Annotated in this window: 13 protein-coding genes; 5 read left to right on the top strand and 8 right to left on the bottom strand. The window is 54.8% G+C overall.

Going from position 1 to position 13,143, the window contains the following annotated elements; genetic code table 11:
* Positions 1-336: 336 nt before the first annotated feature.
* Positions 337-576: a hypothetical protein gene (locus tag J5M66_RS09340; protein ID WP_123442612.1), complete on the bottom strand. Its 240-nt coding sequence runs from the start codon at positions 574-576 to the stop codon at positions 337-339.
* Positions 577-733: 157 nt separating this feature from the next.
* Complete coding sequence (locus J5M66_RS09335) at positions 734-952, bottom strand: hypothetical protein (RefSeq protein ID WP_123442613.1); 219 nt, start codon at positions 950-952, stop codon at positions 734-736.
* 198 nt (positions 953-1,150) lie between these two features.
* Between J5M66_RS09335 and J5M66_RS09330 the strand changes: the two genes are divergently transcribed.
* Positions 1,151-1,873: a hypothetical protein gene (locus J5M66_RS09330; RefSeq protein WP_123442784.1), complete on the top strand. Its 723-nt coding sequence runs from the start codon at positions 1,151-1,153 to the stop codon at positions 1,871-1,873.
* 478 nt (positions 1,874-2,351) lie between these two features.
* Here J5M66_RS09330 and J5M66_RS09325 read toward each other — a convergent pair whose 3' ends face one another.
* Both J5M66_RS09325 and J5M66_RS09320 read right to left on the bottom strand, forming a co-directional pair.
* A complete protein-coding gene (locus tag J5M66_RS09325; RefSeq protein ID WP_207807867.1) occupies positions 2,352-3,782 on the bottom strand; it encodes an IS1182 family transposase in 1,431 nt (476 codons plus the stop codon).
* 764 nt (positions 3,783-4,546) lie between these two features.
* Positions 4,547-5,290, bottom strand: a complete 744-nt coding sequence (locus J5M66_RS09320) for an SDR family oxidoreductase (protein WP_123442615.1) — start codon at positions 5,288-5,290, stop codon at positions 4,547-4,549.
* A 612-nt stretch (positions 5,291-5,902) separates the two neighbouring features.
* Here J5M66_RS09320 and J5M66_RS09315 point away from each other — a divergent pair.
* Positions 5,903-6,382 carry a carboxymuconolactone decarboxylase family protein gene (locus J5M66_RS09315; RefSeq protein ID WP_122506017.1) on the top strand — a complete coding sequence of 160 codons (480 nt, stop codon included), beginning with the start codon at positions 5,903-5,905 and terminating at the stop codon, positions 6,380-6,382.
* Here J5M66_RS09315 and J5M66_RS09310 read toward each other — a convergent pair.
* Entirely contained in the window at positions 6,375-7,811 is a 1,437-nt protein-coding gene (locus J5M66_RS09310) for a PLP-dependent aminotransferase family protein (protein ID WP_123442616.1), read from the bottom strand. The genes J5M66_RS09315 and J5M66_RS09310 overlap by 8 nt on opposite strands.
* A gap of 89 nt (positions 7,812-7,900) precedes the next feature.
* On the opposite strand from J5M66_RS09310, the gene J5M66_RS09305 reads away from it, so the two are divergent.
* From J5M66_RS09305 to J5M66_RS09295, 3 genes are all read left to right on the top strand, one after another.
* Positions 7,901-8,383 carry a GNAT family N-acetyltransferase gene (locus J5M66_RS09305; RefSeq protein ID WP_122506015.1) on the top strand — a complete coding sequence of 161 codons (483 nt, stop codon included), beginning with the start codon at positions 7,901-7,903 and terminating at the stop codon, positions 8,381-8,383.
* A gap of 28 nt (positions 8,384-8,411) precedes the next feature.
* Positions 8,412-9,086 carry an NAD(P)H-dependent oxidoreductase gene (locus tag J5M66_RS09300; protein ID WP_123442617.1) on the top strand — a complete coding sequence of 225 codons (675 nt, stop codon included), beginning with the start codon at positions 8,412-8,414 and terminating at the stop codon, positions 9,084-9,086.
* Between the two features lie 153 nt (positions 9,087-9,239).
* Positions 9,240-9,689 (top strand): carboxymuconolactone decarboxylase family protein, encoded by a 450-nt coding sequence (locus tag J5M66_RS09295; protein ID WP_122506013.1) that lies wholly within the window; start codon positions 9,240-9,242, stop codon positions 9,687-9,689.
* A 1,175-nt stretch (positions 9,690-10,864) separates the two neighbouring features.
* On the opposite strand, the gene J5M66_RS09290 is transcribed toward J5M66_RS09295, so the two are convergent.
* The 3 genes from J5M66_RS09290 to J5M66_RS09280 all read right to left on the bottom strand — a co-directional run bounded on the left by J5M66_RS09290 (position 10,865) and on the right by J5M66_RS09280 (position 12,932).
* Positions 10,865-11,635 carry a molybdopterin-dependent oxidoreductase gene (locus J5M66_RS09290; protein ID WP_207807868.1) on the bottom strand — a complete coding sequence of 257 codons (771 nt, stop codon included), beginning with the start codon at positions 11,633-11,635 and terminating at the stop codon, positions 10,865-10,867.
* Positions 11,632-12,252 carry a cytochrome b/b6 domain-containing protein gene (locus J5M66_RS09285; protein ID WP_207807869.1) on the bottom strand — a complete coding sequence of 207 codons (621 nt, stop codon included), beginning with the start codon at positions 12,250-12,252 and terminating at the stop codon, positions 11,632-11,634. Before J5M66_RS09285 ends, J5M66_RS09290 begins: the two co-directional genes overlap by 4 nt.
* Positions 12,253-12,323: 71 nt before the next feature.
* Positions 12,324-12,932 carry a hypothetical protein gene (locus J5M66_RS09280; RefSeq protein WP_042609816.1) on the bottom strand — a complete coding sequence of 203 codons (609 nt, stop codon included), beginning with the start codon at positions 12,930-12,932 and terminating at the stop codon, positions 12,324-12,326.
* Between the last annotated feature and the right edge of the window lie 211 nt (positions 12,933-13,143).

Raw genomic sequence — 13,143 nt, 5'->3', positions numbered from 1 at the left:
GGTGATGATTTTTCCGCATCACACAAATTCTCTGTTCGTTTTAGGGTAGTGAAACCAGGACCTCAAAACAAATTGCGGAAAGAATTCGGGCCGCCGGAAGCCCGTATTTCAAGCAAAGGCAGTCGGATGTAGGTCTGTAGAAATGGCCTTGAAGCTATTACCGGTTACAGGTCTACACTGAATCCGCTGAGGCCCACGCCTTCGGCAAAACGTCCCACGGCGGTCAAGCTGGCCCAGGTGCGCAGTGACTCACGTCGCGAGCGCACCGGCACCCAGCGTGCGCCGCGTGTTGTTCGACCAGGGCGCGCAACACTTCTTCGTGAATACCTTCAATGATCACTGCTCGCGCTCCTGACGCCGCGCCGTGGCCTCTGCCTCGAAGGTCTTATACAAACCTTCGATACTGGCCGCGTTCAGCACCTTGACCCTCTCCAGGCCCAGCACGAAACCTTCGGCACGATCACTGGCGCGAAACAGGTCGTCAGCCGTGTGTGCCAGTTCAATTTGGTGCAGCAGTTTCAGGGTTTGCACCTCCACTGCGTTCGGCAGTTTCAGTGCCGCCAATGCATCAGTCATGCGTACTCCCACGTCCAGAGATCAACCAGATATAGAGGGAATGGTAGACCAGCCCTGGGGGGACCGGCTTCCACGGCCACAAAAAAAGGCCCCCACACCGGGGTCGGGTGTGGGGGCCGATTGAACATAGGCTGGAATTCTGCCTATCGGTAGGCCACTACGAATTTCTGAGTCGCATGATCGCGTCGGTGAGCGCTTGTGCATTTCTGTCCAATGTTTCCAAGGCCGCGACGGCGTTATCGGCAACATCGTCTGCGCCAGTTCCTGAGATCCAATGGGTGATCTCTTCGATCGCTGCACCGAGGGCATGCTGGTTGTGCAGTAGTGATGTCAGGGCATCTGCCGTGGCGATATTGCAGTCTGATGCATATGACATGGATTCGTCCTTGAGCGAGAGATTTGGAGATCCTAGTTCATATCGCCATTGGCTCAAGCTAGGTAAGTCTCGTCGAGCAGCCTATTGAGCTACCCTCAGTCGGTGCTAATGAAGTGTGATGGAAGCTCTATCCAAATGGCAGCTCTCTGTGTAAAGCGGTCATCCTATGTCTATAGCAGCTATGGTGGTTCACTACTCATGCCAACCCAGAAAGATAAACTTGAGGCTCACGCATCTCACTTGCTCGATGCCTTTATTCAGATGCGCCAAAGGTACTCGATCCTTGCCCCGATGCTTTACGACGACGCTGTAGTAGCCAATCGTGGCTCGGGAAAGCGGGGTATGGGATTTAGCATCCTCAAACACTCATTATTCCTTTCATGCATACAGGACATAGCAAAACTGACGCTTGATGACGACCGGCGAACTCCGAGCCTACACAATCATATTCGGGAGCTAGCCGACGATGGGGTGAGACAGACACTGCGCGAACAGTTTGCTGCTTGGCAACTTCCTGCGGCTGAGGGCGAAAGTGACCCGGAGATAATTGAAGCTCTCAGACGCATTGAGCTGAGTGAAGAGGCCGAGCGTGGAGCCCAATTCGATGAACTGTATTGCGAGGCCACTGGCCTATGGGCAGCGTTGTCTACTAGCCCAAAGATGAAGTCATTCCAAACCATCCGCGACAAGGTTTCTGCGCATACAGAAGTGCGCTGTGTGGCAGACAGATATCAGTTTGTTGACATCAGCAAATTAGGCATTAAGTGGAGCGACATAAAGGAAACCATCGAGCAGATGCAAAGGCTTGTGGAGATTATTGGGATGCTAATCCGCAATGCCGGATTTGCATGGGAATCGCTCGATGAGCAATTGAACCGTGCGAGCGAATGTTTTTGGAGCGTCGACGAAAGCGGACGTTGATCGCGCGGCGAGTTGAAGTTGGGGACAGCTTTCCAGCTGGCACTGACCGAAAGACCCTGCGCCTTTGAATAATTTGAAGGCGGCCGATTGAGATTGAACTGCTCACTTACAAGCCCCCCTTTTCCGCACCAGAACAGTGCGCCAGTCCCATCTCAGTCCCATATGGCCATTTTTGAGACGCAAAAAACCACAAACCCCCGACTTTCTCTAGGAAAATCAGGGGTTTGCGTTTGTAGAATATGGCGATGAAGGAGAGATTCGAACTCCCCCCTAACGACTGCCAATATTCATTGCGATATCTTGGCAATGGCAGCTTTCGGCCCAGAGTGTGTAAAAACGCGCTGATGCACTGTCGGCGCGCAGCGCTGACGGTTGTTAGCTGAGTAATTGCTCACAACAAGTCCTGCGGATCATCACGAGGGTCTGGGAGCCCCTCGCGCCGCTTCTACCTTGCTGGGTGGCCAAAATACAGACCTCTTCAGGCCGACAGCGCCTTCATTAAACTGCTGGTACCGAGAATTTTCATGATTCGTTTCAAGTTGTAGGCGAGGACGTTCAAGCTCATCTCCGCACTTACTCCGTTCAGCTTTCGTGTCAGGAAATGTGTGGCGCCCATCCATTGTTTGAGTGTCCCGAAGGGATGCTCGACCGTACGCTTGCGGACTCGCATGATGTCCGGCGCGTTGCTCAGCCTGTTCTGCATTTCCTCCAATACGGCTTCATGCTCCCATCGCCGAACTCGTCGTTGCTTGCTCGGTGTGCACTTCGATTTCAGCACGCATCCCTGGCAATTAGAACTCCAGTAACGGTGCAGCGTCAGGCCTTTTTCAACGCTGGAAAAGCGCCAGATCAACGCCTCTCCAGCGGGACAAATGTATTCGTTTTTTGCCGCGTCATAGATGAAGGCATCGTTATTGAAACGTCCGTCAGCCTTGGCTCCAGAGGTCATCGGTTTGGGCACATAGGCGGTGATGCCTGCATCGTGACAAGCCAGGATTTGTTCGCTTTTGAAGTAACCTCGGTCAGCCACTACCGACAACGTATCTGACGCCATCGCCTCGCGGGCCTGCTTGGCCATCGAGCTGAGTAGATCGCGGTCGGAACCGACGTTGGTCACCTCATGCGCAACGATCAAATGGTGCTGGGTATCGACCGCTGTCTGCACGTTGTAACCGACGATTCCAGTGCCGCGCGTCATCATGGAACGGGCGTCTGGATCGGTCAGTGAGACCTGTTTATCCGGTGATTCGTTGAGCTGAGTTTCAATGACCTGCAACTCTTTCATCTGAGCTTTGAGTTTGTCGATTTTCTCTTGCAGACGAGCAGCCTTGGGCTGAGCGACCGAGGGTTCTTGCCGATCGGTTTCGTCGAGCGCAGTCAGGTACCGATTGATAATTGATTCAATTTCTTCCATCCGCCGTTTCAGCTTGGCGCTGGTGAAATTGCGGTCGCGGTTATTGACGGCCTTGAATTTACTGCCGTCGATGGCGACCAGATTTTCTTCGAACAGTCCTAGCTGCTGGCACAGCACCACGAACTGGCGGCAGACACCTCGGATGGCCTTGCTGTTGTCTTTTCGGAAGTTGGCGATGGTCTTGAAATCGGGCATCAAACGTCCAGCCAGCCACATCAGCTCGACGTTGCGTTGGGCTTCTCGTTCAAGACGCCGACTCGATGGAATGCGGTTCAGATAGCCGTAGATGTAGATCTTCAGCAGGATCGCGGGATGGTAAGCCGGCCGGCCAGTATCAGCCGGTATGGCGCCTTCGAAACCCAGTTTGACCAGGTCGAGTTCGTCGACAAAGACGTCGACTACGCGCACCGGATTGGCATCCGTGACGTAATCGTCGAGGCTCGCGGGAAGGAAGGTTTCTTGGCCTCGATGTTCACCTTGGATAAAGCGCTTCATGGGCGATCCCTGCGATGAAATCCTCAGAAATCATAGCAGGGCTAAGAGCGGTGTTCTGTTCAGATATTGATGCGTTTTTCAACCGCCTGTAGTTGCCTTACCGGGTCCCAACCACTCGGCGACGCTTGAGCTTTGCTCCACCAAAGCATTCCTTTAGAGATCCATAATTTCCGCAAATCAGCATGAGCAGATGTTGCGTCATCATAGCCAAACTGCGTACCGCAGGACGGGCACATGCCAAAAGAAGAGCAGCCAACCTCATCGTATGGAGGCTCTTCAAGCCCGGGGTATCCACAAACCGGACAAAGATATGAAACGTTGCTTGCAATCATCCAACCCCCAGATTTCTAGCATCTAGCCCACGTTTTCGGCGTACCTGCTGATTTCCGGAATCTTATACTGAATCTGAGCAACTGATGTCTGACCTGGGCTGAGTAGGAAAAAACATTAGAGTGGAAGCCGCTAACAAGCGGTTTTGACACACTCTGAGCCAAAAGCGGACCTAGATGAGCCATGCATATGGCAAAGTGGTCACCGCTGCAGGCTTGCCATGTTCGTCTTTCCTTCAAGGCAAGCTGGGCGTGACGGCACTGGCCAGCTGAGAATTTCATTGATAAAAGGTGGGCAACTATGTGGAGAATGTACTTAATCAAGGGCCCGAGTTGATCACGTCAATTAGAGGTAAAGTTAGCGCAGAAAATAGAGGCCGAGAGCACGATCCGCACCGGATAGGTGTCTCCTCGACCTCAATGCGTTTCTAACGCCTACCGCAAGGTATACCCCCCATCTACCACAACATCTTGGCCGTAAATGCCACGTGCTCGCTCTGATAGAAGGAACAGAATCACATCTGCCACCGCTTCCGGCTCAAGGAACTTACCCTCTAGTAAGCGCTGGTTGACCGTTTCCGCGACTGAGGACAACGTCGCATTATCCAACCCTAGTGATCGCCAGATCGGCGTAGCTGTTGGCCCTGGCGATACGACGTTCACTCTAACTCCGGCCTCAGCCTGTTCGACGGCTAAGGTTCGAGCATGCGCTGTCAGTGCTGTTTTCGACGCAATGTAGCCAGCCAAGCCTGGGAAGGCCAAAGCGGAAAGAAAAGTCCCCACAAATACAACCGAAGCGGGTCTCGCCAATTGGGCTCGCAAAGCTGAAAGCGTGTTAAGCGCACCTGCTCCGTTGATGGCCCAATTTCGCTCGAATCCCTCACTCGCCAAGCTGTCTTCAAATACAGCGACTCCTGCATTCGGTACTAGAAAATCTACAGGCCCGATTCTGGAGACGCAGTGTGCAAGCTTCTCAAGATCCGAACTTACCGTAACATCGCCACTGACAATATGGAGGCGATCACCATGAACGTCTTTGAGTGCAGCCAGGCCGCCCCGGCCACGGGACATCGCCACTACCGTCGCTTCATAGCTTAGTAATCGTTGAACGACTGCCAGTCCGATGCCTGAACTTGCTCCGGTTACCACAGCGACACGATTGTCGAACTCACTTTTCATGTTTCAGCTCCTTGGGTATTAAACCATTTACCCATCACTGACACATTTCATGCCAACCTCAAACGTCATAAAAATCAGGGTGCTGAAGCTATACCGAGTCAATTTGACCATTATTCGTTTTTGTCGAAATGACGACAAAAAGGTTTTTTTGACACGCACCAATGGCTGTGTTCTCAAGTGCGTTATAGGACTGAAAATCCGGTCGCATCGAATTTCTTTGAGAGGAAAATGCCACTCCACTCTTCGTAAACACGCCCGAGTTGCTCTGCGAACTGCGGATTGACCGCCCACCGCCCCACTCTCTTGCGATCTGTTTCGGCGTTGTCGACCGGCGAGAGGAATCAGTCTTCACAAAGGCGCTGCACCTGTTATCCACCCCAGAACTATCGCGCATCGCAACTCAGTTGCCGCTTACTGTGCCAGTTTATACACCGGCTTTGGGTCGCCTTCCGCCGGGTTCACGGACAACCGGCTTGGCAACATCGGCGAACGGCAAATCGCGAATCAGAACTGTATGGCTTAGTTGAAAGGTCTTTTCTTGGCCCTGTCTGACTAGACCACGCGTGGCTACTGTGGGCTCCAACAACCCTAAACCCGCTGCGAGTGACCGCCATGAACAACCGTCTTGATTACTTCAAACAGTCGCCTCAGGCTTCCAATAAGCTGGTGGAGCTGACGATGCAACTGAGTAAGAAGCCGCTACTGGCTGACCTGGCCCACCTCATAATGCTGCGGGCGTCTCAATTGAATGGCTGCGCGTTCTGCGTGGATATGCACGTGAAGGAAGCCAAGATCCATGGCGAGCGCGAATTGCGCCTCCATCACATTGCGGTCTGGCGTGAATCGCAACTGTTCTCGCCAATAGAGCGCGCGGCGCTCGCCTGGACAGAAGCCCTGACCCAACTGCCATCCCATGGTGTACCTGAAAGCCTCTACGCGGATGTGCGTGAGCAGTTTTCCGAACAGGATCTGTCGGATTTGTCGTTCCTGATTGTCGCCATCAACGGTTGGAATCGCCTCAATGTGGCCTTTCAGGCAGTCCCTGGTTCTTCGGATGAGGTGTTCGGCCTGACCAAAGCCAACCTCAACTGAGCGCACGGTTTATAAACGCGCCAAGCTGCTCGCCCTGAGCAGCGCAGGCGCAGTTGGTGAAGCTCAGCAGCAGCCCAGATTGACGCCGCGACGAAACACTCCATCGCGACAAGGGTTGCACGGCGATGCCTTTGGCCAGCAGTTGCTCAGTCAGGGCAGTGTCGACTACTCCCTCCGGCAAACGGAGTACCAGGTGCATCCCTCCTGGCGAGCGCTCCACCAGCAGTCCATTGGGTAAACTCCGCTCCAACGCTTCAATAGTCAAAGCGCGTCGTTCGCTGTAGAGCCTTCGCATGCGCTGAATGTGCCGAGTGAAATGCCCCTCGACAATGAACTCTGCGACCAGCGCTTGAGTAATCGCTGGCGAGCCTGCGGAGAATAACGCCCGACTTACACGCTCAAACGCTGCCACTTGCCCCTGAGGCACCACTAGGTAGGCAAGGCGGATACCGGGGAAAAGCACCTTGCTGAAAGTTCCGGCGTACAGCACGCGCCCGTTGCGATCCAAGCTCGCCAACGCCGGCAAGGGGCGACTGACATAGCGATACTCGCCGTCGTAATCATCCTCGACAACCCAGGCATCGCTCCGGGCCACCCAATCGAGTAACAACTGTCTCCGAGGCAAAGACAGCGCCATACACAATGGGCTTTGATGCCCCGGCGTCACCATGACGACCTGTGCAGCCTGATGCCTGGCAATGGCCTGCTCCACATCCATACCTTCGGCATCAACTGGCACTGCCTCAAGCTCAATACCGAATTGACGAAGCACTTGGCGCGTGGTTGGGTAGCCAGGATCTTCGACCCAGGCTCGCTCCCCTGCGCGCAGTAAAGTATGTGCGATCAGCGACAGGCTACTGCGCCAGCCGCTGGTGATAAATACCTGATGGGCGCCGCAATCGATACCTCGAGACACCTGCAGATATGAGGCTATGGCGCTGCGTAAGGCAGGCAGGCCGTGCGGCGGCGGATAGTCCAGATCGCCTGAACGCATGCCTCGCAGATAACGGGCACCCAAGCGCGCCCAGATCTTGCGTGGGAACTCATCCATTGCAGGCACTCCCATCTGAAACGGCAAAAGTTGCGGTGGACGCCATAGTGCGTCTGGGGAGTTTTCAATCACCTCGCTGCTGACGGATAAAGCGGGGGCAGACAGTAGCGGCTTCTGCAATTCGGGATTGACCACGGTGCCCTTCTGCCCCAGGGCCAAGAGGTAGCCCTCGCTCGTGAGCAGCGAATAGGCCAGCTCGATGGTGCCACGAGCAACGCCGAGATCCTTGGCGAGAGCTCGCACCGAAGGCAATCGGTCACCAGGGGAAAGCGTGCCAGCGGCGATGGCGGCGAGTACTCGGTCATATAACTGACGGTACAGAGGCGAGCCGGGTTGCCCATCCAAGGAGGCGAAAGGGTGCGAACAGGAAGTCATCATGGCCTAGTTCATATCTCACTTCTTGGTTCAATAAATTGAGGCAATGTTAGTTCAAGATTTGACCATCACAACCCACTAAGGCCTCTCCCATGACGTTCAATCTTCAAGACTACGTGCCCAGCGTGCTCGACTTGGCCGACACTGCCCTGCGTCCTCTAGACAGCCGCCATGACTTGAAAATCGCTTTCCCGGTAATGCAGCAATTGCGCCCCCACCTAACAAGCGAGGCCGATTTTATGAGTCGTATCGAACGAATGCGAGCCGGCGGCTATCGCCTGGTTGGAGCCTTCGAGTCATCGGCTCTCGTGGCGCTTACAGGTTACCGCCTTCAGGAGAATCTGATTTATGGCCCATTCTTGTATGTCGATGACCTCATCACCGATGAAGCCCAGCGCGGCGGCCAGTGGGGCTCCCGATTATTGCGAGCTCTGGAACGACTGGCTCGTGCCAGCGGTTGTGCTCGCCTTGTGCTTGACACGGGTTTGGCCAACGCGCGCGCCCAACGCTTCTACTTCCGCGAAGGCCTTTATACCGGCGCGCTGCGTTTTCAAAAACAGTTCGATACCCCATGACCGCATCACCCGTACAGGAGGCAATATCATGAACCCGTCTCAGAAGCCACTCGCTCCTTTGCGAATCCTTCGCCTGATTGCCAGTCCCAACGGTAATGCATCTGAAAGCTTGAAACTGTCTGAGCGGATTCTGCACGCTCTGACAGTACGCGCTGGTATACGCGGGATTGAACTGACGGATATAGACCTGAACACGTTATCGCCAGTCGATGCGACTTATGCCCATGCCTTGGCCCATCCGAGCGAAATAGCTACCGAGGATCAGAAAGGTACATTGAGTCGCTCCGACCAAATGATCATCCTGTTGAATGCCTGCGATGTACTGGTAATCGCTACTCCCATGCACAACTACAGCGTGCCCTCTCCGCTCAAGGCCTGGATTGACCACGTTGTACGCGTCGGAAAAACTTTCCTGAGCACATCAAAAGGTAAGGTTGGAACGTTATTGGATCGCCCCGTCTACGTTGCCGTAGCCACCGGCGGCTACATTAGCGGTGAGAGGGCCCGGCAACCCGACTTTCTTCGTCCCTACCTATCCGCAGTGCTGAAAACCATCGGTCTCAATCAGGTGCATTACTTCACCGTTGAAGGGACAGCAAAAGGGACGGACGCGCTAAAAACGGCGCAGAAAATAGGGTACGACGATGTGCACACGTTCTTTCATGAGGAAATCGAAGCTAGGACTCATGAAACAGTTGCCTGAAGCCGGTGCCCCCAGACGGTCGAAGTACAAAGGTCGGCAGCGATGCCTGAAGCTGAGCCTTGCTTTTTGATTTCGGGAGAGCCGTTCGCCCGGCTCGGCAGCCATGAGCCGCAAGTCCCACGCTTAATATCGCCCTACAGAGAGGAATTAATCATGAGTCGCCTCGATTGGTTTCAAATTTCACCTAGTGCAGCCAAGGCGCTTGGAGGTTTGCATCACTTTGCGACCACTGCAACCAACCTGCCAGCCCAACTGATCCATTTGGTGTTTCTCAGAGTGTCGCAGATCAACGGCTGCGCACACTGTATTGATCTGCATTCACGGGATCTGATCAAAGAAGGCATGTCGGTGGACAAGCTGGTATTAGTACCGGTATGGCATGAAGCGCAGCACCTATTCTCGGATCAGGAGCGCTCGGCATTAGCCTGGGCAGAAGAGGTCACGCGGGTAAGCGAGACCCACGTATCGGACGAAGCGTACGCAGCCGCCTTGGCGATGTTTGCGGAAAAGGATCTGGTTGACCTGACAGTAGCGATTGCTGCGATGAACGCTTTCAATCGTATGGGTGTCAGCTTTAGATTGAAGCCTGCTGCCAAGGCTTGATGGCGAAGGCCTATGAGTCCGAAGACAGCACTTCAGCATCCCTCTGCTGACCCTGCGTAAAGGCTAGTGTACGCCCACCACAACTGATGCCCGCTGTGGGTTGCGGCGGACGCTAAAGGCCCGGTATCCGTACTGGGCCTGGGTCTTCGCCCCGCCTCATTTGTCCGATTGAATTCAACATCTTTGAAGGGCTATCTCCGCGCATCAGTTAGAGGCGGCAATTTTAGTTAACAGCCTTCTCTTAGCCTTCCTCATGCGTTTATGCCAATACTGTTGGCAGCTATAGCCTGGACGTTTTCGGAAACATCCACGAGTTCGCGTCTAGCGGTTTTTCATCGAAGGTAATCTCAGGTTGATCTGCCGCTTATAGCCGAAAATGGACGCCCATCAGGGCTGCTTCTGGCCGAAAGCGGCCGTTCACGAATGACTACCTTCGGCCAAAAGTAGCTCTGAAGGCGGGCTATAACTCTCTGATGCTCAGAATAAACGGGGGATGACAGCGGGGTGGAAAAATAGGCTGTAAGTCGACGCTGCCTCATAACACCACCTTCGCCACGGTAGAGAAGCCATCGGGCTTTCTACTTCAGGCGAACGAAAGACCATTCAACGCTACAGGTGAGAATTGGCGGTATGTGCTTCTCCCTTAATAATACTGGCCTACGGCGAGCAAGCTCTCGAGACACGTCTAATCATAACCCCTATCCTCCGAGCTTGACCGGTTGAGGAAGGAGCTCTCGGCTGAAGAGGGATTGCGACGGCGAAAAGTCCGTATCCCAGGCGAACGCAGTGGCGCTCGAACAATCTCGGTCGGTACCCAGGTGACGGTTAGCGGCGAAAGAGCCACTGCAATGGCGAACGCATTCAGTCCCCCTGTGCCGATAACATCAGAGCAGATAGCCCTTTTTTCGCCATTGAAGGTACATGCGGCAAGATTATCAAAGAGCATCCGAGTGCGAGCTTTATCTGACTGTTGTAAAGGTGGCCTGGACTGAGCCTGCAAGAGAGATTGGAAATCTGCTCCATCACTCGTTGCCCGCATCCTGGGTTCTGATGTTGGCCAGTCGGATGGTGCTGGCGGTACTGCAGAAATACCGGTCATCGGCATGCCTCATATCACGCTTGGTGTCATGAATCTCGCCAGTGTTCCTGGCGTGACAGTTCCGTTCTTTGCTTCATCAGATCCCGCTGAACCAGTTGTAGCCCTGGTCTTCCCAATACCCGCCCGGGTTGTCGTTGCTGACGAAAATCTCGACAACATGCTTGGGGTTTTTGAATCCCAGTTTGGTGGGGACCCGAACCCTCAGCGGATAGCCGTACTCGGGCGGCAGCGCCACGTCAGCGTAATCCAGTGCCAACAGCGTCTGCGGGTGCAAGGCAGTCGGCATGTCCAGACTGGAGTAGTAACGATCGGCACATTTGAAACCGACAAATTTCGCTGTGGTGTCGGCGCCGATGTGTTCCAGGAAGGTTTTCAGCGGTACACCTCCCCATTGACCGATCGCGCTCCAGCCCTCAACACAGATCAGCCGAGTGATATCGCTGCGTTGCGGCAGCTTGCGCAAGCTTTCGAGTGTCCACGGCGCCTTGTCCCTGATCCGGCCGGAGACGGCGAGCGAGTAACTGGTCAGGTCTACTTCAGGGATATCGTCCTGACCATAGAAAGCGTTGAACGGAAACGGCTTGGTGATCTGCGCGCGGGCGAAGGTCGGCGCCAGTTTCCGTCCACTGAACAGCCACGCCTGGACCCGGTCGTTCCAACGCGACATGGCCCAAAGCACTTTGTCGACCTGATCGCCGTCCTGCAGGTTGCAACCGGTCAGCATCGACATCGCGCCCACCGTCAGGCCGGCCCGAAGCAAATGCCGGCGCTGAATGTTTTCCAGTTCAAGCTGTTGCGCAGGTTCAATCCTGACGCGCTGACGCGTTATTTTTGTAAATTCAGTCATGACCCATTTTTCTCGTTATCAGGCGTCCGCACTCCACCCGTGATCATTGGCAACAGGGTTTTTGGTACCAGAATCACCAAGACCAGGTGAATCACCACAAACGCTGCAATCATCGCCATGGCCGCAAAATGTACGTAACGAGCAACGTCATAGCCGCCCAGTAACGCGACCAGCTCTTGAAGTTGAACCGGTTTCCAGATCGCTACACCCGAGATCACGATCAGTACACCTGCCGCCAGCACGATCCAGTACATCAGGCGCTGTACTGCGTTATAGACACCCTTTTCATGCACCAGCCGAAAGCGCAAGGCATCGGTCAGATCATGCTTCAATGCGGCAATGCCGATGGGCAGCAGCTCACGTTTGAAATGACGACTGGCCAACCCGTACAGCACATAGATTGCGCCGTTGATCAGCAGCAGCCACATGAACGCAAAATGCCAGGCAAGTGCCCCGCCCAGCCAACCGCCCACGGTCAATGACACCGGAAACCAGAAACTGAACAGTGGCGAGGCGTTGTAGATAGCCCAACCGCTCATGAACATGCAGACCATGCAGGCCGCATTGAGCCAATGGGTGAGGCGAACCGGCCAGGGATGCAGTTTCTTCTGTCTCACGTGGTTCCCCTTGCAAGCCTTCCGTGTAGCGGAGCGTTGCCAGACGGCAACGCTCAAGCTTTCTCAGATGATTACATCGGTGGCTGGAAGCCATCCTTGCCGACTGCAATGCCGCGTGCGGTGCCATCTGCAGCGGGGAACACGACGATTTTCGTTCCTTTGACCAGCTCATCGGCTTTGCCTGGCTCGACGTAGGCGATAGGCACGTCATCCGGCACGACGATTTGTTTCTCGCCGCCCTGGTAGTTGACGGTCAACGTGCGGCCGTCGGTTTTGGACAGTTTGCCAACGGTGCCGTTGGTCATGGTGCCAGTGCTGCCGTCTGCGTTCTGCCAACCGTAATGACCTTCGCCGCTGCCCTTGAGCCTGGCGTCGAATACCGTGACCTCAAGCGCCTTCAAGGTTCCGTTGGCCTGCGGGATGGCCGCCGAGCCGATGAAGCTGTCGGATTTGATCGAGTCGATATTGGCCTTCGATACCCGGCTGATACCGGTCTTGTCAGTCAGTCCGATCGTCTGCTGGGCGCCAGAGCGGACAGTGAAGGTCAGCGTGTTGTTGCTGACGCTTTCCACCGTACCGCGCAGTGGTTTGATGACCGGCATGTCGGCGGCGGTGGCAATGACGGCAGCGCTGAGCATCACCAAACCGAACGTGGTAGACAGGGCGTTTTTGAGTTGCATGGCGACGATTCCTCATGGGTTGATGTGTCGCCATCCTCGACCGCAGACCGGGACGTCACGATGACCGCCGAATGACAATTTTGTCATTCGCCAACCCTGACCATGAATGACAGAAATGTAACCGACTGCGCCCGCTCATCCCGTTACACTGCACAGCCGAGATACCGATGTCGCGGACTGAATCCCGTCATGAAGAAACCCGAGCGCGCCT

This window comes from Pseudomonas sp. 67(2021), assembly GCF_017491835.1.
Taxonomy (GTDB): domain Bacteria; phylum Pseudomonadota; class Gammaproteobacteria; order Pseudomonadales; family Pseudomonadaceae; genus Aquipseudomonas; species Aquipseudomonas atacamensis.
The sequence above is the reverse complement of the archived record's forward strand: the minus strand, read 5'-3'. Positions and strand labels throughout refer to the sequence as shown.

What these genes read in the sequence shown, in the direction of transcription:
- J5M66_RS09340 (WP_123442612.1), bottom strand. Translation starts at nt 576, where the DNA reads ATGACTGATGCATTGGCGGCACTGAAACTGCCGAACGCAGTGGAGGTG.
- J5M66_RS09335 (WP_123442613.1), bottom strand. Translation starts at nt 952, where the DNA reads ATGTCATATGCATCAGACTGCAATATCGCCACGGCAGATGCCCTGACA.
- J5M66_RS09330 (WP_123442784.1), top strand. Translation starts at nt 1,151, where the DNA reads ATGCCAACCCAGAAAGATAAACTTGAGGCTCACGCATCTCACTTGCTC.
- J5M66_RS09325 (WP_207807867.1), bottom strand. Translation starts at nt 3,782, where the DNA reads ATGAAGCGCTTTATCCAAGGTGAACATCGAGGCCAAGAAACCTTCCTT.
- J5M66_RS09320 (WP_123442615.1), bottom strand. Translation starts at nt 5,290, where the DNA reads ATGAAAAGTGAGTTCGACAATCGTGTCGCTGTGGTAACCGGAGCAAGT.
- J5M66_RS09315 (WP_122506017.1), top strand. Translation starts at nt 5,903, where the DNA reads ATGAACAACCGTCTTGATTACTTCAAACAGTCGCCTCAGGCTTCCAAT.
- J5M66_RS09310 (WP_123442616.1), bottom strand. Translation starts at nt 7,811, where the DNA reads ATGATGACTTCCTGTTCGCACCCTTTCGCCTCCTTGGATGGGCAACCC.
- J5M66_RS09305 (WP_122506015.1), top strand. Translation starts at nt 7,901, where the DNA reads ATGACGTTCAATCTTCAAGACTACGTGCCCAGCGTGCTCGACTTGGCC.
- J5M66_RS09300 (WP_123442617.1), top strand. Translation starts at nt 8,412, where the DNA reads ATGAACCCGTCTCAGAAGCCACTCGCTCCTTTGCGAATCCTTCGCCTG.
- J5M66_RS09295 (WP_122506013.1), top strand. Translation starts at nt 9,240, where the DNA reads ATGAGTCGCCTCGATTGGTTTCAAATTTCACCTAGTGCAGCCAAGGCG.
- J5M66_RS09290 (WP_207807868.1), bottom strand. Translation starts at nt 11,635, where the DNA reads ATGACTGAATTTACAAAAATAACGCGTCAGCGCGTCAGGATTGAACCT.
- J5M66_RS09280 (WP_042609816.1), bottom strand. Translation starts at nt 12,932, where the DNA reads ATGCAACTCAAAAACGCCCTGTCTACCACGTTCGGTTTGGTGATGCTC.